This is a genomic window from Streptomyces venezuelae, from assembly GCF_008642295.1.
GTDB classification, from domain to species: domain Bacteria; phylum Actinomycetota; class Actinomycetes; order Streptomycetales; family Streptomycetaceae; genus Streptomyces; species Streptomyces venezuelae_C.
In genome coordinates this window covers 4,225,216-4,245,683 of sequence record NZ_CP029190.1, presented here as the reverse complement: position 1 = coordinate 4,245,683, position 20,468 = coordinate 4,225,216, and the positions used below count along the sequence as shown (strand labels likewise).

Sequence of the window (20,468 nt, the reverse complement as noted above, 5' to 3'; positions counted from 1 at the left end):
GGGGCACCCCCCGGGGGAACCGGTGGCTGAAGATCGCCGTCTTTAGGCATGAGGAGCCAGCTGTTCCGAACTCGTACCGATGAGCCGGGAGGAAGCCGCGCGAACCGGTCGGAGGGGTGGGTGGATGACCTCCTCCGGTGCCGGACCGCGCGGCGCACGTATGCGCCAGTCCCACAGCACCGGCGGCGGGAGCCGCCGCGCAGGCCTTCGCCGGCGACGCCGCGCCGAACGCGCCAGGCGGCTGCGCCGCACCATGCTGGCCGTGGTCTGCGCGGCCGGCGCGGTGGGTGCCGCCGCCCTGGTCCTGACCCGGGAGGATCCGCCCGAGGTGCGGACCCCGGCCGCCCTGCGCCCCGCGCCGGAGGCGGCCTCCGCCGCCCCGCCTCCGCCGCCCCCGCCGCCGCGCAGCCCGGATCCCGAGGCCTCCCGGGCCTCCCGGGGCGATGTGCCGCGCTCCGGAACGGGCCGCTTCACCGCCTCCGGGCTCTCCGCGGAGAAGCACGGCAGCGGGCCCGCCCGCCGCTACCGGGTGGAGGTGGAGGACGGCGCCGGGGTGGACCCCGACGCGGCTGCCCGGGAGATCGACACGATCCTCGCGGACCGGCGCGGCTGGATCCGGGACCCGCGGAACGGCTTCCAGCTGACCGGGCAGGGCCCGGTGGACTTCACCGTGCGGATAGCGACGCCCACGACCACCGACCGGCTGTGCGAGGTGACCACCCCCGAGCTGGTGGGCGAGACCAACTGCCGGGCCGGCCACACCGTGGTGGTCAACCTCAAGCGGTGGCAGCAGGGTTCACCCCAGTTCGACGGGCCGGTGGCCGAGTACCGGGCGCTGATCGTCAACCACGAGGTGGGCCATGAGATCGGGCGCGGCCATGAGGGGTGTCCGGGGCGGGGCAAACCGGCGCCGGCGATGATGCAGCAGATCAAGGGCCTGGACGGCTGCAAGGCGAACGCCTGGCCGTACGACGACCAGGGCCGCTACCTGTCGGGGCCGGCGGTTCCCTAGGTGTGGGCAGTCGTTCCGCAGGGGCGATGGGGGTCCCCCCTGCTCGAGCGAAGCCGAGAGCTTGGGGGAGGGTGGGCACACCGGGACGACGGCGCGCACCGTCCGCGCAGCGTCCCCCCGGCCCCGCCCAGGTGTTGCACGCTGCGCGACCGGCGCGGGCCGGTGTGCCGGATGCCCACCCGTGCCGCCCTGCGGCACGATTGCCCACCCGGCCCGGCGGGGCTAGCGGCGGCGGTGCAGCAAGCGGCCGTTGACGACCGTGGCGACGCAGGTCGTGGCGCCCTGCGCGAGGAGGGCCGCTTCGGTCGGCACCGCGAACGCGGCGAAGCGGGCCGGAGCGCCCGGCTCCAGCCGCCCGTAGTACGCCTCGCCGGGCGTCGCGAGCCCCGCGAACGGGTCCAGCGAGACCGGGCGACCGCCGCCCGTGGCCGGCGGCAGCACCGTCAGGCCGGAGCGGGACACCGCCGTCCGGACCGACGGCACCACCAGCCGGCCCGTCACCGCCACCACGCCCCGCGCCAGCAGCTTCTGGGTGCCGCGCCGCGCGCTGTGTCCCCACCTGGCCTCGGTCATCTTCAGGTCGGCCAGCGCCGCCTCCCCGGTGATCGGGTCCGCGCCGAGCTCGGTGGTCTCGTACGGGTCGTCCGGGTAGTACGTACGCTCCAGCAGCTCGGCCGCGCCGTGCACCAGCAGCCCCGGAATGAGCAGTCCCGGCCAGCGCCGGACCCGGGCGTGCGGGTACTCCCCGGCCAGGTCCTCGTACGGGCCCACCCGGGCGATCCGGTCGCCCTCGACCAGGACCGCCCCGCCGGGCAGCGGTTCGCCGTCCGCCCCCGCCCCGGGCACCAGCAGGTCGGCGGTGTGCAGCGTGAGCATCAGTTCGCGGAGATCAGCTTCAGCTCGGGGTGCGCCGTGCCGCCCTCGATCGCGGTGGACGAGATGTGCGAGACCACCCGGTGGTCGACCGGGTCGTTCGCCGGGTCGTCGTGCACGGCCAGGTGCTCGTACGTGGTCGCGCGCTGCGCCGGCGTCCGCCCCGCCTTGCGGATCAGCTCGATGATCTCGTGCCGGTTGGAGCGGTGCTTGGCGCCCGCCGAGGAGACCACGTTCTCCTCCAGCATGACCGAGCCGAGGTCGTCCGCGCCGTAGTGCAGCGAGAGCTGGCCCGCCTCCTTGCCGACGGTCAGCCAGGAGCCCTGGATGTGGGCGACGTTGTCGAGGAACAACCGGGCCACCGCGATCATCCGCAGGTACTCGAAGATGGTCGCCTGGGTGCGGCCCTTGAGGTGGTTGTTCTCGGGCTGGTAGGTGTACGGGATAAAGGCCCGGAAGCCACCCGTCCGGTCCTGCACGTCACGGATCATGCGAATGTGCTCGATCCGCTCCGCGTTGGTCTCGCCGGTGCCCATCAGCATGGTGGAGGTCGACTCCACGCCCAGGTTGTGGGCCAGTTCCATGATCTCCAGCCAGCGCTCCCCGGACTCCTTGAGCGGGGCGATCGCCTTGCGCGGCCGGGCGGGCAGCAGTTCGGCGCCGGCACCCGCGAAGGAGTCCAGGCCGGCCGCGTGGATCCGGCGGATCGCCTCCTCGGCGCTCACCCCGGAGATCCGGGCCATGTGCTCGACCTCGGAGGCCCCGAGGGAGTGGATGACCAGCTGCGGAAAGGCCTTCTTGATGGCGGAGAAGTGCTCCTCGTAGTACTCCACCCCGTAGTCCGGGTGGTGGCCGCCCTGGAACATCACCTGGGTGCCGCCGAGCTCCACGGTCTCCGCGCAGCGGCGCAGGATGTCCTCGAGGTCCCGGCTCCAGCCCTTCTTCTTGTCCTTGGGCGCCGCGTAGAACGCACAGAACTTGCAGGCCGTCACGCAGACGTTGGTGTAGTTGATGTTCCGCTCGATGATGTACGTCGCGATGTGCTCGGTACCCGCATAGCGGCGGCGGCGCACGGCGTCGGCGGCGGAGCCGAGGGCGTGCAGCGGCGCGTGGCGGTAGAGGTCGAGCGCCTCCTCCGCGGAGATCCGGCCCCCCGCGGCGGCTCGGTCGAGGACAGACTGGAGAGCGGCCTGGTCGGTCACCGGTGCGTCACCCTTCGGCGGTGTGTCAAGAGAGGTCCGGACCGGCCCAGCCTACGCCAGTGCTGTCAAGGGCTGCGGGTGAGGTCTCCCTGCGGGTTGCCTGCCGGTGCGTCACCCGACACGTAGTGCAGGGTGCCGTTGGCGTTCAGGGTGAACCGCTCGTCGGCGGAACCGTTGGAGCAGATGCCGGGGGCCGGGTTGGGGCCGCCTGCGGTGTCCAGGACCACGGAGCGGTCGGTGGCGGAGGAGAGCTTCCAGTCGCCGCTGCAGTCGGTGCCGAGGATCGCGACGACCGACTTGTCGCGGGCGACGACCTGGCCGACCCGGCCGGCCTTGATGGTGATCTCGAACTCGGAGGAGACACCGAGGCGGGAGGTGGTGATGGTGCCCTTCCAGGTGCCGATGAGCTCCTTGGGTACGTCGTTCCGGGCGGCGCCGGAACCGGACCCGCTCGGTGCGGTGCTCGGCGCGGTGCTCGGCGCGGTTGCGGCGGGCGGGGTGTCGCTCTCGTGGTCGCTCGCGCGGTCTCCCGCCAGGTTCCGCTTGGAGTCGCCGCCGGTGCCCGGCAGCAGGCCCGTGGTGTACAGCCCGCCGGCCAGCGCGGCCACCGCCACGGCGGCGCCGAGCACCACCGTGCAGCTGAACCGGCGCCCGGCCGCGGTGACCCTGACCTCCCGGCCGGTCCCGGCGACGGCGGGGGCGGTCGGCGCCCCGTACGGGCCGGCGTCCGCGCCGAGCACCGCCCCGGAGCCCGCGGTGGCCTGCGGCTGCCCGTAGGACGGATCGGCTGCGCCGAACCCGGCGCCGAACCCGGCACCGGACCCGGCACCGGACCCGCCGGACCCGCCGGGCGGGGTGGCGGGAACCGCCGGATAGCCGTAGCCGGGCCGCGGCCCGTACGGGCCCGAGCCCGCGGAACCGCCGTACGACGGGTCGGCCGCACCGAACCCGGCCGGTGCCGGCCCGGCCGAAGGCACGGCGTCCAGGTCCAGCAGGCGGACCGCGGCCCGGCTGGCCTCCTCGACCAGCGGGCCCGGCAGCCAGCCCGGCACGTCCAGAGCCCCGTCCAGCGCGGCGGCGATCGCCGCCGGAGCCGGCCGGTCCGCCGGCGCCTTCGCCAGGCAGGCCGCCACCAGCTCGCGCAGCTCCCCGGCCGGCATCCGCTCCAGATCGGGCTCCTCGTGCACCACCTTGTAGAGCAGCGTCGCCGAGTTGTCCCCGCTGAACGGCGGCGTGCCGGTCGCCGCGAAGGCCAGTACCGCCCCCAGCGAGAACACGTCCGCGGCCTCGGTGACCCCCTTGCCGAGGATCTGCTCCGGCGACATGTAGCCGGGCGAGCCGACCGAGACCCCGGTCGAGGTGAGCGAGGCCGTGCCGTCCGTGGCCCGGGCGATCCCGAAGTCGATCAGCCGCGGGCCGTCCAGGGTCAGCATCACGTTCGAGGGCTTCACGTCCCGGTGCACCAGTCCCAGCCCGTGCACCGCCACCAGCGCCCGGGCCAGCCCCAGGCCCACCGCCCGGACCGCCGCCTCCGGCAGCGGGCCGTGCGCGGCCAGCGCCCGGTCCAGCGACGGGCCGGCCACATAACCGGTCGCCACCCATGGCACGGCCGCGTCCGGATCGGCGTCCAGGACCGGCGCCGTCCACTCGCCGCCCACCCGGCGGGCCGCCGCCACCTCGCGCCGGAACCGGGCCCGGAACTCCTCGTCGGAGGCGAAGTGCGGGTGCACGATCTTCACCGCGACCGTCCGGCCGCCCTCGCTGCGCCCCAGGTACACCCGGCCCATGCCGCCCGCACCGAGCCGGCCCAGCAGCCGGTACGCCCCGATGGCCCGCGGCTCCCCCTCGTCCAGCGGCTGCATGGCGTCCCTTCCCCCCGACCGTGGCTGACTGCTCCGCACAGATCCGCACAGTAGCGAAAGGGCGGCACCGGCCGCCCGGGGTCTCAGCCGGTGCGGCGCCTCAACCTGCCCCACAGGATGGAGCCTTCCAGCGCCAGGAACAGTCCGGCGCAGGTCCACAGCACCCCGGTGGAGGGGCCGTGGGACCGCTCCGCGAGCCGGGTCGCCAGCCAGTCCTCGGGGTCCACCACCACCGTCACCCAGTCGTCCACCCGGTGGTCCTTTCCACAGCTCACGTCGTGGAAGCGGACCTTCGCCCCGGCGTCGGGGGCAATGCCGACCCGGCACCAGTACTGCCTGGGGCGGCTCGTCCGCTTGTGGGTTTCGGTGTCGACCACCAGCGCCTCGTACCGGACCCCGCGGTGCTCGATCACGGCCTCGTCCAGGGAGGGTCCGAGGAACAGCATCAGCGCGAACCCCGACACCGCAACACAGGTGCCCGGCCAGGCCCCGCACAGCGCCCAGGCCGTGCAGAGCACCACCATCGAGAGCAGGGTGCCCAGCGCCAGCCACCCCAGCCCCAGGGGTTGAACGAGCCATCCGCTGCATGCGATCAGCAGCGGGGTGAGCACCAGCAGGGCCGCCGTGACCGACTTCCGCTTCGGCTTCCGCTTCTGGTTCTGCTCCTGCTTCCGCTTCGGTACGGGCGGCGGCTCCGGTATGTGTCCTGTGCCGACGGCTCCCGGTACTCCGGCCATGCGTGTACTCCCCCTGCTCCACGGGCAATTCGGGGCGGGCGAATTCGCCCGCCCGCTAAACCCGCAGAATTTAACAGGGAATTACCGAAGCGCTAGGGAACCAGCAACTCCACCTTGACGTCCGCCGGGAACCCGGTGGTCGGACCGGTACGGCGGGCGAATTCCCGTACGCCGGCCAGTTGGTCGGCGCCGAAGCGGAAGTCGAGCGTGGTGAAGTACCGCTCCAGCAGCCCGGCGTCGAACGCCTCCCAGCGGGCCGCCTGCTCGGCCACCTTGGTGACCTCTTCGAGGGAGAGGTCACGGGAGGCAAGGAAGGCCTCGTGCACGCTCCGGACGACGTGCGGCTCGCGTTCCAGGTAGTCCCGGCGGGCGGCCCAGACGGCGAAGACGAACGGCAGCCCGGTCCACTCCTTCCACATCTGCCCCAGGTCGTGCACGGCGAGCCCGAGCCGGGGCGCATCGTGCAGGGAGGCCCGCAGGGCCGCGTCGCCGATCAGCACGGCGGCCTCGGCCTCCTGCATCATCACCCCCAGGTCGGGGGGGCAGGTGTAGTACTCGGGCCGTACTCCGTACTGCTCGGCGAGCAGCAGCTGCGCCAGCCGGACGGACGTACGGGAGGTGGAGCCCAGGGCCACCCGGGCCCCGTCGAGCCGCTCCAGGGGCACCTGGGAAACGATCACGCAGGACATGACCGGACCGTCGCAGCCGACCGCGAGATCGGGGAAGGCCACCAGCTCGTCCGCGTTCCGGAGGAACTCCACCAGGGTGATGGGACCCATGTCCAGGTCCCCCTCGACCAGCCGCTGGCTCAGCTTCTCGGGGGTGTCCTTGGTCAGCTCCAGATCCAGCAGAGTGCCGGTGCGGGCCAGCCCCCAGTAGAGGGGGAGGCAGTTCAGGAACTGAATGTGGCCGACCCGGGGCCGGCTGCGATAGGGGTCCACATCGCGAGACTAGCCCGCCGGGTGCCGTCAGCCTCTTCGAGGGTCTCAAACGTCCGGGTGACGTGATCTTTCCCTCTGGTCTCCCCGGGACTCTGCGTGCTAGGCTCGACGCAAGTTGCAGTTTGGTTTCCCTTGCAGTACGAAGCCTGCGGAGCATGTAACCCGCAGGCTTTTGTAGTTTTCAGACTTCTTAGCAGGTTCTGGAGCAGGGCGACCCTTTGGCCCATAGGAGGGCTCATGGCTACCGGAACCGTGAAGTGGTTCAACGCTGAAAAGGGCTTCGGCTTCATCGCCCAGGACGGCGGCGGCCCGGATGTCTTCGTCCACTACTCCGCGATCAACGCGTCTGGCTTCCGCTCCCTCGAGGAGAACCAGACCGTGAACTTCGACGTCACCCAGGGCCCGAAGGGCCCGCAGGCGGAGAACGTCACCCCGGCCTAATCGCCCGGGCCAACCGGATCGCGGTTGGATAGCAGTACCCAAGGAGCCCTGCCTCTTCCGTGGGAACGGAGGAGACAGGGCTCCTGCCTTTTGCCTTCGGCGGCCGTGAGCATGCGTACGGGCCGTGAGCAGTGCTCACGGCCCGTACGTACGTTTCAGCGCCTCAGCTCTTAGGGGGCTCCGGGGTGGTCTCCGGGGCCTTCTCCACGACGAGGTCGAGGATGCGCTCCACGCCCTCCGGGGTGGCCAGGCGCAGGTGGTACGTGCCCGGCTCGATCCCGACCGTGTAGATCCACGGCAGGGTGACCTTGCCGTTCGCGTCCGTGGCGGGCAGCTCCAGGGTCCGGACCGGCTTGCCGTCCTCGTCCTTGAAGAAGGGGCCGGTGGTGTCGTCGGCGGCGACCGGGACCCACTCGCCCTGCTCGTTCTTCTCGACCATGCCGGCCTTCAGGGCGACCCCGGCGAACGGCTTGCCGTCGGCCCCGGTCACCAGCAGCTCCTGCGGAGTGAAGCTGGAGCCGGCCACCACCTTCAGCGGCTTTTCATCCGTACGGGTGATCTTGTCGGCGACCGGCTTCGGGGTGACCTTGGCGTCGAACTTCTCGGTGAAGACGCGGGTCCCGTAGAGGGTGGCCCGCACCGTGAAGGTGCCGCCCTTGGCGCCGTCGGCCACCTTGATCCGCGGGATGGCCGCAAGCCCCTGGGCGTCGGTCTTCACGACCTGGTGCTTCTTGGACTTGTTGTCCGCGAAGACGGTGCCGGCGGTGGTGTCGTTCTCGATCTCGAAGATCACGACCTCCCGGGCGGCCGGCTTGCCGTTGCCCAGCACCGCCTTGACCTTCGAGGCCGGCTCGACGGTCTGCCCCGGCTCGAAGGCCAGGACGCGCTCACCGACGACCTCCAGACCGGACACCGTGGCCGGCGGCGGGGTCGGCTTGACCGGCGGCTTCGTCGGCGGGGTGGTCGGCTTCGTCGGCGGGGTGGTCGGCTTCGGGTTCGGCTTGGGCGCGGGCTTGGCGGGCGGGACGACCGCCGGCGGGGTGATGGGCGTGACCGGCGGCACCGGCGTCGGGATCGGCTGCGTCGGCGGCTGGGTCGGGTAGTTCCCGGCGGGCGGGTTCGGCACGCCGGTGGCCCCGCCCTGGTACTGCCGCATCCAGCTGGTGACGGTGTTCACGTACTCGCGCGAGTTGTTGTAGCTGAGGATCGCCTTGTCGAGGTGACCCGCGTTGCTCAGGTTCCGGTCACCGGCGCACAGGTACAACCCGGCGCCGAGCGCCGCGTCGTAGATGTTGTTCGGGTCGCGCTTGCCGTCGCCGGACCCGTCGGCCCCCCACCGCGCCCAGGTGGACGGGATGAACTGCATCGGGCCGATGGCCCGGTCGTAGATGTTGTCGCCGTCCCACTCGCCCTTGTCGGTGTCGCGGATCTCGGCGAAGCCGTTGCCGTCGAGCCGCGGGCCGCGGATCGGCTTGTCGGTGTACCCGTCGGCCTTGAGCCCGTATCCGGAGGCGTGGACCGACTCCACCCGGCCTATGCCGGCCAGCAGCTGCCAGGGCAGCTTGCAGTTGGGGAGCGCGGCCTCCACCGACGCCTCCGCGCGCCGGTACGCGTCCAGGGCGGTCGCGGGTATGCCGGAGGACCCCTCGGCGGTGCCGGGCCCCGGGCCCGAACCGGTGCCCTGCACCGGCGGGTTCGCCACGAGATCCGGAAGGTCCAGGCGGGCGTTGCCCCGGTCGTTCGCCTGGGGGCTGTCCGGGGTCGGCTCGGACTCCCCCGCATCGGCGGTGGGAGTGGTCGTCACCACGGCCGCAGTGGTCAGGCTGGCGGCGAGCGCGGCGGTGCAGAGCACCTTGCGCGAAGTACTGACGAGGTGTCGGTGAAGAGGTTTCACAGTGCGGCGATCCCCCCAAGACGAGCTGTGAATATCCACTGTTTATCAGGTATCCGAATCCGACTCGCCGTCCCCCCGGCCCTTTGTGACACGACCCGAGGCTCCCGCGCGTCACCCGCAGGGAGTACCGGCCTCCCGGCCAGCAGGAAACGACACCATTCCGAGGTAGAATGTGGTGTCGTTTCCTGTTGCGGAGGTCCCCATGGCGCGCACGATGATCGACCTTGACGACGAGATGGTTGAGCAGGCGAAGGCCATATACGGCACGAAGACCAAGGCCGCGGCCGTGCGCGCTGCGGTCGAGGATGCCGTGAAGCGGCACCTTCGCCAGCAGTTCTTCGACGCGGTGAAGTCGGGCGAACTCGACTTCAGCGAGATCATCGAGAAGACGAGGGTGGACCGCCCCACCGAAGAGCGGAAGTCCACTGCATGACCGACCTGTTCCTCATCGACAGGTCGGCACTCGCCCGGTCTCACCTGCCGTCCGTCGCCGCAGTGCTGGCTCCGCTCCACGAGCGGGGCCTGCTCGCCATCTGTCCGGCCGTTGAATACGAGCTGATGTTCAGCATCCGCAGCAAGGCCGAAGTCCCCGCCCTTGCCCAGTGGCTCCGGGGCTTCGACTACCTCTACTGCGACCGGAACGTGTCCGAGCGCGCGCTCGAAGTGCAACGGAAGGCCATCGGACAGGGCTTCCATCGAGCCCTGTCCTGGCCGGACCTCCTCATCGCGGCGACGGCCGAGCAGCACGGCTCGATCCTCCTCCACCACGACCGCGACTTCGACATGATCGCTTCGATCACCGGCCAGCGCACCGAATGGGTGGTCCCACCGGGCAGCGCCGACTGAGGTGGGCCAGGGTTCCTCTGCGTCGGCGCCGCTGACCGGAGCGGTCGATCCGGCTACCGTCACAGGTATGGGGAGGCGGACGGTCACCGTGCACCATGTGCGCGCCGTGCTCGCAGGGGTGCGGCGCAGGGGTGTCGACACCGTGCCGCTGCTCCAGGAGGCGCAGATTCCGCCGTCGTTGCTCGGGGACGACCGGGCGCGGATCACCCCGGCCCAGTTCGCGCGCCTGTTCCGGGCCCTGTACCGCACCACCCAGGACGAGTTCCTCGGGCTGGGCAGTGGGCCGCCCAGCAGGCCCGGCACCTTCGCGATGATGTGTCACGCCTCGCTGGGCTGCCGGGACCTGGGTGCGGCCATCCGGCGCGGGGTGGCGTTCTACGGGCTGTTCCCGGGCGGCCCGGACCTGGCGCTGGAGGTGGCGGGGGACGAGGCGCGGTTCACCGTCCGCAACGATCTCGCCCGCGACGAGGAGCGGTTCCTGACGGAGTGCCTGCTCGCCATCTGGCACCGGCTGTGCAGCTGGCTGATCGGGCGCCGCATTCCGCTCGCGTACACCGATTTCGCGTATCCGCCGCCGCCGCACGAGGACGAGTACGCGGTGCTCTTCGACTGCCCGGTCCGGTTCGGGGCGGGCAGGACCGGCGCGGTCTTCGCCGCGCACTGGCTGTCCGCGCCCCTGGTCCGCGACGAACCGGCACTCGATGCGATGCTCCGGCGGGCGCCGTTCGACCTGCTCTCCCGGCCGGAGTACGGGACCACGGTCGCGGAGCAGGTACGGCGGGCCCTCGCGCAGGAGCTGCGGGCCTCGCCCCGGCTGCCTGCGCTCGGGGAGGTGGCGGCCCGGCTCGCGGTGTCCCCGGCCACGCTACGGCGCCGGCTCCAGCAGGACGGGACCTCGTTCCAGCAGCTCAAGGACCAGGTGCGGCGGGATGCGGCGATCGCCGGACTGGCCGAGGGCGGGGAGCCGATCGCGGAGCTGGCGGCGCGGCTGGGCTTCTCCGAGGACACCGCCTTCCACCGGGCGTTCCGGCGGTGGACGGGGACGACTCCGGGCGCGTACCGGCTGGGCGGGCCTTCGGGAAGGCCGGGGGGCGGGCCTTCGGGCGGGGCGTCCGCTGCGGGTGGACGGTCCGGCCAGCAAAGCTGAGCTGCGCGGTCAGCGCCATGCCGACCGGCCGGTCACTACGGTCTCCTCACCTACCCCCACCCGGACCGTTGGGAGAGCCGCCCATGCGCATCCGTGCCACCGCCCTCACCTCCCTCACCGCCCTCGCCACCGCCCTGGTCCTGTCGGCCGCCGTGCCCGCGACGGGCGCCACCGGCGCAACCGGCCCCACTGCGGCCGGAGCCGCGCCCGGCGACATCGTCAGCAGTACCCCGTCCGCCTTCCACCCGCTGCCCGGCCAGCCGACCCACACCAAGGCCTGGAAGATCCACTACCGCTCGACCACCGCCGACGGCGCCCCCAACGTGGTCTCCGGAACGGTGATCGTCCCGCAGGACGGCCGGACCGGCTCGCGCCCACTGATCACCTATGCCGTCGGGACCGTCGGCCTCGGCGACTCCTGCGCGCCCAGCAACAACTTCCCGTACGGCACCGGCCTGGAGGCCAATCTCATCCAGCAGCTGACCTGGCGCGGCTGGGCCGTGGTGGTCACCGACTACGAGGGGCTCGGCACCCCGGGCACCCACACCTACACCGTGGGCCGCTCGGCCGGCCACGCCATGCTCGACGCGGCCCGGGCCGCCCAGCGGCTGCCGGAGGCGGGGCTTTCGGCGGACGGCCCGGTGGGCATCATGGGCTACTCGCAGGGCGGCCAGGCCAGTGGCTGGGCCGCCGAACTCCAGGGTGCGTACGCCCCGGAGCTGAAGGTGAAGGGCACGGCGACCGGCGGGGTCCCGGCCGACCTGCTGGAGGTCGCGGAGTTCAACAACGGCTCGTACGGCTCCGGTCTGATCTTCATGGCGGCGGCCGGGCAGGACGCGGCCTTCCCGGAGCTGGACCTGGACGCGTATCTGAACCCGGCCGGGAAGCGACTGGTCGACTTCATACGGAACAACTGCGTGGCGGTCGACGCGGCCGTCGGGGCCTTCAAGCGGATCTCCGACCTGACCACCTCCGACCCGCTGGACCGGCCGGACTGGCAGGCCCGGCTGAACGATTCGAAGCTCGGCCGGACGGCCCCGGCCGCGCCCGTGTACCAGTACCACGCGCTCGCCGACGAGTTGATCCCGTACCGGGTGGGCAGGCAGCTGCGCGCCGACTGGTGTGCGAAGGGCGCGGCGGTGGAGTGGGCGACGATCTGGGTCGGGGAGCACGTCAGCGGGGTGATCACGGAGGCGTTCGAGGCGCAGAACTGGCTGGCGGACCGCTTCGCCGGCCGCCCCACGGACGGCAACTGCTGAGACCTGCGTCAGTCTTCGGCGGGGCAGGACTGCGTTCCGTTCGGCAGCTCGCCGTCGATCAGGAAGGCGTTCACCCGGCCGCGTACGCAGCCCGAACCCGCGTAGCCGGTGTGGCCGTCGCCCTTGTGGTCCAGGATCGCCGCCGAGCCGAGCAGGCGGGCGGTCTCCTCCGTCCACTGGTACGGGGTGGCCGGGTCACCGCGCGTACCGACCAGCAGCATGCGCGGGGCGCCGGGCCGGTCGATCTTCCGGATGAAGTCGGTGCCGGGCGGACGGCCGTAGCAGGAGAGCACGGTCATCAGCTGGCTCGGACCGAAGATCCGCGAGGCCTTGCGGAATTCGCCCTTCAGGGCCTCGATCTCCTTCTCGACGGCCTCCGGGCTCGCCGCGTCCTTGCCGCGGCCCGGGTCGTCGGCGCAGTTGACGGCGACCAGGGCGGCCTCCCCGTTGTCGTCCGGCACCGGATCGGAGCCGTCCACCGCCGGGTCCTCCTCGGGCTCGGGGTCGGTGGGGCCGCCGACCTCCAGCAGGCCGGCCGGGTCGCCCTGCCGCTCGGCCAGGCGGAGGCCGCGGGCCAGGGCCGGCCACTGGGCGGTGGAGTAGAGCCCGGTGGCGATCGCGCCGATGATGTCCTGGCCGGTGAAGGAGGCGCCGTCGGGGCCGGTCAGCGGAGACCGGTCGAGCCGGGCCACCAGGGCGCGAACCTTCTCCTTCGCGGTGCGCGTGTTGGTCCCGTACACGCAGTCCGACCGGCGGGCGCACCAGGACAGGAAGTTGTCCAGGGCCTGCTGCTGGCCCTTGGCGGAGACCAGGGCTTGCTCCGCGAGCGATTCGCTGAGGGTGTCGACCCCGTCGAGGGCCATCCGGCCGGTGCGCTGCGGGAACTGGGCGGCGTAGGCGGCGCCGAGCCGGGTGCCGTACGAGAAGCCGAGGTAGTCGAGCCGGTCCTCACCGAGGGCCTGGCGGATCAGGTCCATGTCGCGGGCGACGTGGATGGTTCCTATGTACGGGAGGACCGGGCCGGAGTGCTGGGCGCAGCGTTCGGCGACCAGGCGCAGGGCGGCCAGCTTGGCGGCGGCGGTGGGGGCTTCGGGGGCGTCGACGTCGTCGTCCGGGGCGGGCGGTCCGTCGCGGAGCGCGCCGCCACAGCTGACCGGGGCGCTGTGGCCGACCCCGCGGGGGTCGAAGGTGACGAGGTCGTAGGCCTCGCCGAGGTCGGCGAACTCGCGGTGGACGTCGGCGAGGGTGGCGATGCCGGGGGCGCCGGGGCCGCCGAAGTTGAGGAGGAGGGAGCCGCGGCGCTGAGGGCCGGCGGCGGGGATCCGGGCGAGGGCGAGGTCGACCGTGCCTTTGGCCGGGGCGGCGTGGTCGAGGGGGACGGTGAGGGTGCCGCACTCCAGGCCCGACGGGACCGGCCGCTCGGGGCAGTCCCCGCCCCAGCGGATATGGGGCCCCGGCGGGGCGGGCACGGCTGCGACCGGGCCGGCCGCGAGGGAGCCGGCGGCCAGCGCTCCGACCGCGACCAGCGCCGCTGCGCGGCGCCGCCCGCCTGAACGGAATCGCCCCACGACACCTCCTCACCCCGCGGCGCGGAACCCGTGCCGGGACCGGCCCGGTCCGGTCCAGTCCGGTCTCCGGCCGGCCTGCGGGCCGCAGGGCGCCTGGCGGCGGCGCGATCGGACCCGCAGGGCGGCCCCGGCTTGGGCCGGCTGGCGGATATGGGTCCTCGGACCACCATAAGCGGGGTACCGAAGGGCGGCCCGTCGATCAGCCCGGCCCGGCCGGAGGGCCGGCCGGGACGTGGTGTGGCGTGGTGGCCCGGCCCAGTGCCCTAGGGGTCCTGCCTGCGGTAGAGCTCCTCTATCTCCTTCGCGTGGTCGCGGGCGATCGCCGCCCGCCGGAGCTTGAGGGACGGCGTGAGGTGGCCGCGTTCCTCGGTGAAGTCCCCCGGCAGGACGGCGAACCGGCGGATCGATTCAGCCCGTGAGACCAGTGCGTTCGCCTCGTCCACCGCGCGCTGGAGGTCCGCGCGGAGCTCGTCGTCGTGGACCAGGTCGCCCAGCGGGACCCGCTGTTTCTTGTGCATCTGCCGCCAGTGCGCGAGCCCGTCCGGCTCCAGGGTGATGAGCGCGGTGATGTACGGCCTGTTGTCGCCGACGACCAGGCACTGGCCGACCAGCGGGTGCGCCCGCAGCCAGTCCTCCAGGGGTGCGGGGGCGACGTTCTTGCCCCCCGAGGTGATGATCACGTCCTTCTTCCGGCCGGTGATGGTGAGGTAGCCGTCCGCGTCCAGTTCGCCGATGTCGCCGGTGGCGAACCAGTGCCCCTGCGGCATCGGCGCCGGGTCGTTCCAGTACCCGGCGAACACGTGCCGCCCGTACAGCAGCACCTCGCCGTCCTCGGCGATCCGGACCGCGCTGCCGGGCAGCGGCCAGCCGACCGTGCCGAGCCGGGGCCGCTGCGGCGGGGTGACCGTGGTGGCGCCGGTGGTCTCCGTCAGGCCGTAGCCCTCGAAGACCTCGATCCCGGCCCCCGTGTAGAACGCGGCCAGCCGCCGGCCGAGCGGGGAGCCGCCGCTGATCACGTACCGGACCCGGCCGCCGAGCGCGGCCCGGATCCGGCGGTAGACCAGCGGGTCGTACAGGGCCCGGGCGGCCCGCACGCCGAGGCCCGCGGACGTGCTCCCGCCCTCCGCCGCCTCGCCGATGCGCCGGGCGATCCGGGCGGCCCGGTCGAAGGAGGCGGCCCGGCCCATCTTCTCGGCGGTGGCGCGGGCGGTGTTGTAGACCTTCTCCAGGACGTACGGGATGGCGAGCAGGAAGGTCGGCCGGAACCCGGCGAGGTCGGCCAGCAGGTCCTCGGTCGCGATGCTGGGCGCATGGCCGAGCTTCACCCGGGCGCGCAGGCAGCCGATGGCCACCATCCGCCCGAAGACGTGCGAGAGGGGCAGGAAGAGCAGGGTAGAGGCCGGGTCCTTGCTGACGGAGGTGAAGACGGGGTACAGCAGCTCGACCGCATTGTCGACCTCGGCGAAGAAGTTGCCGTGGGTGAGGACGCAGCCCTTGGGGCGCCCGGTGGTACCGGAGGTGTAGACGAGGGTGGCGACGGACTCGGGCGTCCGGCTCCGCCGGCGTTCGTGGACCAGCACGTCGGGCAGCCGGGCCCCGGCCTTCACCAGCCGGGCGATGGCTCCGGTGTCGAACTCCCACAGGTGGACGAGGCCCGGCAGGTTGCCGCGTTCGGCGCTGATGATCCGCGCCTGGACCTTCTCCTCCACTGCGCAGGCCACGGCGCCGGAGTCCTGGATGATCCAGCGCGCCTGGAGGGCGGAGGAGGTGGGGTAGATCGGTACGGTCACCAGCCCGGCGGCCCAGCCGGCGAAGTCCAGCAGGGTCCACTCGTAGGAGGTCCGGGCCATGATGGCGAGCCGGTCGCCGGGCTGCAGGCCCTCGGCGATCAGCCCCTTGGCGACGGCGAGGACCTCGGCGGCGAACTGGGCGGCGGTGACGTCCTGCCAGCTGCCGTCCGGCTGTTTGCGGGCGAGCACGGCCTCGTCGGGGGCCCGCTCGGCGTTCTCGAAGGGGATGTCCCCGAGCGAACCGGTCATCGGTACGGAGGCCAGCGCGGGCACGACCACCTCCCGGACCACCCCGCCTTCGACGGTCTTGGCAGGCTCCACCAGCGGCGGACCGGCTGCGGTCACGGCGTCCTCCTCGCACCGACGTAAGCGTTACCGCCGGTAATCTACGGACCCGGAACCCGCCTGAACACCCCTCGTACGGCACGTGCACGCCACGCCCCCCGCACGCCCACGGCACGTCCACGCGAGGCCCACGCCGCTGCAACCGCCATCCCGCCGTTTGGCGTGAACACAACTACCGGAACCAGCGATTACGGTCGCCTCCGGACAGCACCGAGCGGGGAACCAGGACAGGGTTCCGGAACCGGGACAGGAACAGCAGCATGTCGTTCGAAGCGGAATGGGCGCAGCAGAAGGCCGTCGTCGCCCGCGCCAGACTCGCGGCCGGCCCGCCCGCCACCCGGCTTGCCTCGGCCGGCGGACCGGGCTCAGCGGCGGACGGGGCCGACGGGGCTGACGGCCTGGTCGCCGACCGCTCCTCCATCAACGGCAACGCGAACCTGCTCATCGAGATCGCCGCCTTCCTCCACGAGGGCCGCCCCGACGGCGACGCCGCCACCATGGCCCGCGCGCCCCGCGCCCACGAGGACGTCGCCGCACAGGTGCTGCGCTTCAGCCGGTTCGCCGACGACCAGTTCCAGGACACCGTCGCCCTGTTCGCCGCCCTCGGCACGCGCCTGCGCACCGCCGGCACGCAGTTCGCCGCCGTCGACGACGACACCGCCCGCACCTTCCTGGAGCACATCCTGGCGTCCGGGAACTACGTGGCACCGGAGGACCGATGACCGACGGACTGACCGACGGACTGGCCTTCCGCAAGGACGTCGAGTTCCTCGCCGAGTGCAACCCCCCGCTCGTCGAACGCAACGCCCGGGAGTTCCGGCGGTTGCGCGACCTGCTCGTCGAGGCCGGCGGACCCGCCCGCCGCGCCGAGACGGGCACCGAATGGCACAGCGCGCACAGCGGCGCCTACACCGGGCGCCTCACCGAGACCCGCAAGCTCGTGGGACACCTGGCGGAGGGCTTCGACAAGGCGGCGAGCGCCCTCTACGCGTACGCGCTGGCGCTGGCCGCCGCCAAGGCGCACTACTCCGACGGCCTGGACGCCGAGCGGAAGCTCGCCGCGCTCATCGCCACCAAGGGCACGGCCGTCACCCGGACCGCACAGCAGGCCGAGCCCATGCGCCAGTGGGAGGACATGCGGGCCACCACCGGCTTCCTCGACGGGCTGGCCGAACTCACCATGGACGTCGACGACATCCGCGAGCAGGCCGACCGGCTGCACGACACCGCCGGCGGGTTCTTCCACCGGGCGAAGACCACCGAGTCCGAGGCCCGCGCGGTGTGCACGCACTCCCTGCGGCAGGCGTACGACCTGCTGCCCGAGTTCAAGGTGACGGGGGCCGGCGAGCGCCCCGACCTGCCCTCCGCCATGGCCGACCTGCGCCGGGAGGCGGCGGAGGCCCGTACGAACCCGCTGACCCGCCTGCCCGGCGGCGGCCCGAAGACCGGGCTGACCGGCCCGGTCGGCACGGACACCCTGGTCTCGCCCCGCCTGGCGGACATCCGGACCCGGGTGGCGGGGCTCCCCGAGGCGGCCGACACCTTCTGGCTGCCGCCCTCGGGGGACGGGGAGAAGGCCGAGTGGATTGCCCGGAACAGGGAGGTGCTGCGCGCCGCGGCCCAGCACGCGGGACTGCCGGATGAGCTGGTCGCGGGCATCGCCTGGAAGGAGATCGCGGGCAGCCCCGGCCTGGTGGACAACGGCGTGGACTTCTTCCGCCGGTCCGCGGACGCCCCCTGGGGCCTGAGCCCGGTCACCGCCCGGAACCTGCCGGGCCGGCTGGGCGGCGAGGTGGACGAGACCTCCTTCGGGCCGATCGCCATCCAGCTCCGGCGTGGCGCGGAAGTCCTCGGCTACGACCCGGAGCACATGACGGAGCAGCAGCAGCGGGTGGTGCAGCAGGCCCTCCAGGACCCGAAGCAGAACGCCTTCGTCGCGGCGGGCTTCCTGGCGCAGATCAAGGCGGAGACCGGCCTGGCGGACGTACCCGCCGACCGGCTGTCCCCGGACCAGATGCAGGAGATCGCCGCCCGCTACAACGGCGGCCCGTACTGGGAATCGAAGAAGGCCCAGGACTACGGCGATGATTTCCGCGACAACCTCGGCAAGGTACGGGAGGCCATGCGCTGATGGCACGCGAGAACATCGATCTGCCCGAGGACCAGGGCTGTCTGCGCTGGGTCCTGGGCGTCCCCCTCGCCCTCCTCTACGCACCCGCCGTCTACTTCTGCGCCCTCGCGCTGATCGCCGGCCCGGGCCCCGGGGACGCCCCGTTCCGCGAGGACGTCCAGACACTGTCGGTGCTCTCGGCGGTGCTGTGCGGAGCGGGTCTCCTCATCACCCTGACCCCGGTCTTCCGCCGCACCATGGGCCGCTGGTGGTACGCCCTCCCCCTGCTGCTCACGACGGTCGCCCTGGTCCGGGCGGCAACGGTCTGAGCACACGCACCGCGGCCCCCGCCCGGACGGGGGCGGGGGCCGCGGTGTGTGCTGCGCCGGCGGGGGCCGGGGGTCAGGCTGCGGCGGGGGCCGGGGTGGGCTGCGGGCCCGCCTCGTCCAGCGGGGAGGCGGAGGCCGAGGCGTACGCCTGCTTGTCCAGGATTCCCTCGCGGGCGGCGACCACGACCGGGACCAGGGCCTGGCCGGCCACGTTGGTGGCCGTCCGGATCATGTCCAGGATCGGCTCGATCGCCATCAGCAGGCCGACACCGGCCAGCGGCAGGCCCAGCGTGGACAGGGTCAGGGTCAGCATGACCGTGGCGCCGGTCAGGCCCGCGGTGGCGGCCGAGCCGACCACCGAGACGAACGCGATGAGCAGGTACTCCTTGATGCCCAGCTGCACGTCGAAGATGTTCGCGATGAAGATCGCGGCGAGCGCCGGGTAGATCGCGGCGCAGCCGTCCATCTTGGTGGTCGCACCGAACGGCACGGCGAAGGAGGCGTACTCCTTCGGGACGCCGAGGCGCTCGGTGACCCTCTGGGTGACCGGCATGGTGCCGACCGAGGAGCGGGAGACGAAGGCCAGCTGGATGGCGGGCCAGGCGCCCTTGTAGAACTGCAGCGGGCTGACCTTGGCGACCGTCACGAGCAGCAGCGGGTAGACACCGAACATCACGAGCGCCGAGCCGATGTACACGTCGGCGGTGAAGGTCGCGTACTTGCCGATCAGGTCCCAGCCGTACGAGGCGATGGCGGTGCCGATCAGGCCGACCGTACCGATGGGGGCGAGGCGGATGACCCACCACAGGGCCTTCTGCAGCAGCTCCAGGACGGACTCGGCGACGCTCAGCACCGGCTGGGCCTTCTCGCCGAGCTGGAGGGCGGCGATACCGGCGACGGCGGCCATGAAGACGATCTGCAGGACGTTCAGCTCGGTGAACGGCGTGATGATGTCGGTCGGCACGATGCCGGTCAGGAAGTCGATCCAGGAGCCGGTCTTCTTGGGCTCCTGGCCGTCGGCCGGGGTGAGGCCGGTGCCGGCGCCGGGGTCGGTCAGCAGGCCGATGGCGAGGCCGATGCCCACCGCGATCAGCGAGGTGATCATGAACCACAGCAGGGTGCGGGTGGCCAGCCGGGCGGCGTTGTTGACCTTCCGCAGGTTGGTGATCGACACCAGGATCGCGAAGAAGACCAGCGGGGCCACGGCCAGCTTCAGCAGCTGGACGAAGATGTCGCCGACCTTCTCCAGGGTGGTGGCCAGCCAGCTGACGTCCTGGCTGCGGGCGAGCCAGCCGAGGAGGACGCCGAGCACCAGACCGGTGACGATCTGCGCCCAGAAGGGGAACTTGAAGGAGGACGTGAAGGAGGACTTGGGGGGCGTGGTCGCTGTCGCGGACACGGGCACACTCCGGGGATGACGCACAGGTAAGCGGAAGGTTCTGCGGGATGGTGCGGTGCGGCAGCCAGGGAAAGGCCCGGCCGGGACCGCTGCTGGACGGATTACGAACAGCAACAGGCCGCGGACACGCGGCGGCAGAGATCGACGTGCAGGCGCGCCACGAGCGGGGTGCTCATGGCCGTGGAGGGCGCAGCTGTCGTCAACATGTTGAGGACGCTAACACTTACCCTTTGAGAATCTCAAAGGCTTACTTTGAGCCGTGCCAGGGCCGAGGCCCCGCAGAAACGCCACCGCCCCAGCGCTGGGGCGGTGGACCCAGCACCGGGGCGATTCGGTGTGTGATGAAGCTAACTGGCCGGCAGGGCGTGCGGTGAGGCCCTGGGAGCTCTCAGGAGCCGGCGCGGGCGGCGTCGTCGGCCGCGTCCTCCTGGGTGCGGTTCGCGGCGAGCCGCTCCTTCGCGCCCGCGACCCGTCCGGCGATCTGCACGCCCATGTCCTCGCGCTGCTTGCGGAGCAGCACGAAGGACAGCGGCGCGGACAGCACGAGCGCGAGCAGCACCACCCAGGCGAGGTTGGCGTCCCCGAGCCCGGCGGGCACCCAGCGGAGCCGGACGAGCGTGAACACGACGAGGAGGCAGCCGGCGAAGATGCCCAGCCGCATCGCGGTGTACCGAATGGCAGCGTTCGACTTGCCGGTCACTGTGACCCCTTGT

At 72.4% G+C, this 20,468-nt stretch carries 19 protein-coding genes; 9 read left to right on the top strand and 10 right to left on the bottom strand.

Translation table 11 applies throughout. The features are described 5' to 3' along the window. Window positions 1-124: 124 nt before the first annotated feature. On the top strand, window positions 125-1,012 hold the full coding sequence (locus DEJ50_RS18945; RefSeq protein ID WP_223837819.1) for a DUF3152 domain-containing protein: 888 nt from the start codon (window positions 125-127) through the stop codon (window positions 1,010-1,012). A gap of 222 nt (window positions 1,013-1,234) precedes the next feature. On the opposite strand, the gene DEJ50_RS18935 is transcribed toward DEJ50_RS18945, so the two are convergent. The 5 genes from DEJ50_RS18935 to DEJ50_RS18915 form a co-directional block, all read right to left on the bottom strand. Next, window positions 1,235-1,888, bottom strand: a complete 654-nt coding sequence (locus DEJ50_RS18935; RefSeq protein WP_150209157.1) for an imidazolonepropionase-like domain-containing protein — start codon at window positions 1,886-1,888, stop codon at window positions 1,235-1,237. Further along, window positions 1,888-3,087 carry a cyclic dehypoxanthinyl futalosine synthase gene (mqnC, locus tag DEJ50_RS18930; RefSeq protein WP_150209156.1) on the bottom strand — a complete coding sequence of 400 codons (1,200 nt, stop codon included), beginning with the start codon at window positions 3,085-3,087 and terminating at the stop codon, window positions 1,888-1,890. The genes DEJ50_RS18935 and mqnC overlap by 1 nt, the downstream gene beginning before the upstream one ends. Before the next feature lie 65 nt (window positions 3,088-3,152). Continuing rightward, window positions 3,153-4,949, bottom strand: a complete 1,797-nt coding sequence (locus DEJ50_RS18925) for a serine/threonine-protein kinase (RefSeq protein ID WP_150209155.1) — start codon at window positions 4,947-4,949, stop codon at window positions 3,153-3,155. A gap of 83 nt (window positions 4,950-5,032) precedes the next feature. After that, the gene (locus tag DEJ50_RS18920) at window positions 5,033-5,686 is read right to left on the bottom strand and encodes a hypothetical protein (RefSeq protein ID WP_150209154.1); all 654 of its coding nucleotides are present in this window, start codon (window positions 5,684-5,686) and stop codon (window positions 5,033-5,035) included. A 92-nt stretch (window positions 5,687-5,778) separates the two neighbouring features. Continuing rightward, on the bottom strand, window positions 5,779-6,627 hold the full coding sequence (locus DEJ50_RS18915; RefSeq protein ID WP_150209153.1) for a menaquinone biosynthetic enzyme MqnA/MqnD family protein: 849 nt from the start codon (window positions 6,625-6,627) through the stop codon (window positions 5,779-5,781). A gap of 237 nt (window positions 6,628-6,864) precedes the next feature. Between DEJ50_RS18915 and DEJ50_RS18910 the strand changes: the two genes are divergently transcribed. Further along, a complete protein-coding gene (locus DEJ50_RS18910) occupies window positions 6,865-7,068 on the top strand; it encodes a cold-shock protein (RefSeq protein WP_030012116.1) in 204 nt (67 codons plus the stop codon). A 163-nt stretch (window positions 7,069-7,231) separates the two neighbouring features. Here the strand turns inward: DEJ50_RS18910 and DEJ50_RS18905 are convergent, their stop codons facing one another. Next, entirely contained in the window at window positions 7,232-8,920 is a 1,689-nt protein-coding gene (locus DEJ50_RS18905; RefSeq protein WP_223837818.1) for a lytic transglycosylase domain-containing protein, read from the bottom strand. Window positions 8,921-9,164: 244 nt separating this feature from the next. Between DEJ50_RS18905 and DEJ50_RS18900 the strand changes: the two genes are divergently transcribed. From DEJ50_RS18900 to DEJ50_RS18885, 4 genes are all read left to right on the top strand, one after another. After that, window positions 9,165-9,395, top strand: coding sequence for a type II toxin-antitoxin system VapB family antitoxin (locus tag DEJ50_RS18900; RefSeq protein WP_150209152.1), 231 nt, complete (start codon window positions 9,165-9,167; stop codon window positions 9,393-9,395). After that, window positions 9,392-9,808 carry a PIN domain nuclease gene (locus DEJ50_RS18895; protein ID WP_150209151.1) on the top strand — a complete coding sequence of 139 codons (417 nt, stop codon included), beginning with the start codon at window positions 9,392-9,394 and terminating at the stop codon, window positions 9,806-9,808. Before DEJ50_RS18900 ends, DEJ50_RS18895 begins: the two co-directional genes overlap by 4 nt. Window positions 9,809-9,875: 67 nt before the next feature. Beyond that, window positions 9,876-10,955 (top strand): AraC family transcriptional regulator, encoded by a 1,080-nt coding sequence (locus DEJ50_RS18890; protein ID WP_150209150.1) that lies wholly within the window; start codon window positions 9,876-9,878, stop codon window positions 10,953-10,955. Between the two features lie 83 nt (window positions 10,956-11,038). Beyond that, window positions 11,039-12,214: a lipase family protein gene (locus tag DEJ50_RS18885; RefSeq protein ID WP_150209149.1), complete on the top strand. Its 1,176-nt coding sequence runs from the start codon at window positions 11,039-11,041 to the stop codon at window positions 12,212-12,214. An 8-nt stretch (window positions 12,215-12,222) separates the two neighbouring features. Here the strand turns inward: DEJ50_RS18885 and DEJ50_RS18880 are convergent, their stop codons facing one another. Continuing rightward, window positions 12,223-13,782, bottom strand: a complete 1,560-nt coding sequence (locus tag DEJ50_RS18880; protein ID WP_150209148.1) for an alpha/beta hydrolase — start codon at window positions 13,780-13,782, stop codon at window positions 12,223-12,225. A gap of 263 nt (window positions 13,783-14,045) precedes the next feature. Further along, window positions 14,046-15,917 (bottom strand): AMP-dependent synthetase/ligase, encoded by a 1,872-nt coding sequence (locus tag DEJ50_RS18875; RefSeq protein WP_223837817.1) that lies wholly within the window; start codon window positions 15,915-15,917, stop codon window positions 14,046-14,048. Between the two features lie 260 nt (window positions 15,918-16,177). Between DEJ50_RS18875 and DEJ50_RS18870 the strand changes: the two genes are divergently transcribed. Genes DEJ50_RS18870 through DEJ50_RS18860 form a run of 3 tightly spaced genes read left to right on the top strand, consistent with a single transcriptional unit; the run spans window position 16,178 to window position 18,356 of the window. Further along, window positions 16,178-16,639 carry a hypothetical protein gene (locus tag DEJ50_RS18870; RefSeq protein ID WP_223837816.1) on the top strand — a complete coding sequence of 154 codons (462 nt, stop codon included), beginning with the start codon at window positions 16,178-16,180 and terminating at the stop codon, window positions 16,637-16,639. After that, complete coding sequence (locus tag DEJ50_RS18865) at window positions 16,636-18,048, top strand: hypothetical protein (protein ID WP_223837815.1); 1,413 nt, start codon at window positions 16,636-16,638, stop codon at window positions 18,046-18,048. Before DEJ50_RS18870 ends, DEJ50_RS18865 begins: the two co-directional genes overlap by 4 nt. Then, window positions 18,048-18,356 (top strand): hypothetical protein, encoded by a 309-nt coding sequence (locus DEJ50_RS18860; protein ID WP_150209147.1) that lies wholly within the window; start codon window positions 18,048-18,050, stop codon window positions 18,354-18,356. Before DEJ50_RS18865 ends, DEJ50_RS18860 begins: the two co-directional genes overlap by 1 nt. A gap of 73 nt (window positions 18,357-18,429) precedes the next feature. On the opposite strand, the gene DEJ50_RS18855 is transcribed toward DEJ50_RS18860, so the two are convergent. After that, entirely contained in the window at window positions 18,430-19,761 is a 1,332-nt protein-coding gene (locus tag DEJ50_RS18855; protein WP_411757623.1) for a dicarboxylate/amino acid:cation symporter, read from the bottom strand. Window positions 19,762-20,143: 382 nt separating this feature from the next. After that, window positions 20,144-20,455: a DUF4229 domain-containing protein gene (locus tag DEJ50_RS18850; protein ID WP_150209145.1), complete on the bottom strand. Its 312-nt coding sequence runs from the start codon at window positions 20,453-20,455 to the stop codon at window positions 20,144-20,146. Window positions 20,456-20,468: the final 13 nt, after the last annotated feature.

What these genes read in the sequence shown, in the direction of transcription:
- DEJ50_RS18920 (WP_150209154.1), bottom strand. Translation starts at nt 5,686, where the DNA reads ATGGCCGGAGTACCGGGAGCCGTCGGCACAGGACACATACCGGAGCCG.
- DEJ50_RS18890 (WP_150209150.1), top strand. Translation starts at nt 9,876, where the DNA reads ATGGGGAGGCGGACGGTCACCGTGCACCATGTGCGCGCCGTGCTCGCA.
- DEJ50_RS18885 (WP_150209149.1), top strand. Translation starts at nt 11,039, where the DNA reads ATGCGCATCCGTGCCACCGCCCTCACCTCCCTCACCGCCCTCGCCACC.
- DEJ50_RS18935 (WP_150209157.1), bottom strand. Translation starts at nt 1,888, where the DNA reads ATGCTCACGCTGCACACCGCCGACCTGCTGGTGCCCGGGGCGGGGGCG.
- DEJ50_RS18895 (WP_150209151.1), top strand. Translation starts at nt 9,392, where the DNA reads ATGACCGACCTGTTCCTCATCGACAGGTCGGCACTCGCCCGGTCTCAC.
- DEJ50_RS18860 (WP_150209147.1), top strand. Translation starts at nt 18,048, where the DNA reads ATGGCACGCGAGAACATCGATCTGCCCGAGGACCAGGGCTGTCTGCGC.
- DEJ50_RS18900 (WP_150209152.1), top strand. Translation starts at nt 9,165, where the DNA reads ATGGCGCGCACGATGATCGACCTTGACGACGAGATGGTTGAGCAGGCG.
- DEJ50_RS18910 (WP_030012116.1), top strand. Translation starts at nt 6,865, where the DNA reads ATGGCTACCGGAACCGTGAAGTGGTTCAACGCTGAAAAGGGCTTCGGC.
- DEJ50_RS18945 (WP_223837819.1), top strand. Translation starts at nt 125, where the DNA reads ATGACCTCCTCCGGTGCCGGACCGCGCGGCGCACGTATGCGCCAGTCC.
- DEJ50_RS18925 (WP_150209155.1), bottom strand. Translation starts at nt 4,949, where the DNA reads ATGCAGCCGCTGGACGAGGGGGAGCCGCGGGCCATCGGGGCGTACCGG.
- DEJ50_RS18865 (WP_223837815.1), top strand. Translation starts at nt 16,636, where the DNA reads ATGACCGACGGACTGACCGACGGACTGGCCTTCCGCAAGGACGTCGAG.
- DEJ50_RS18870 (WP_223837816.1), top strand. Translation starts at nt 16,178, where the DNA reads ATGTCGTTCGAAGCGGAATGGGCGCAGCAGAAGGCCGTCGTCGCCCGC.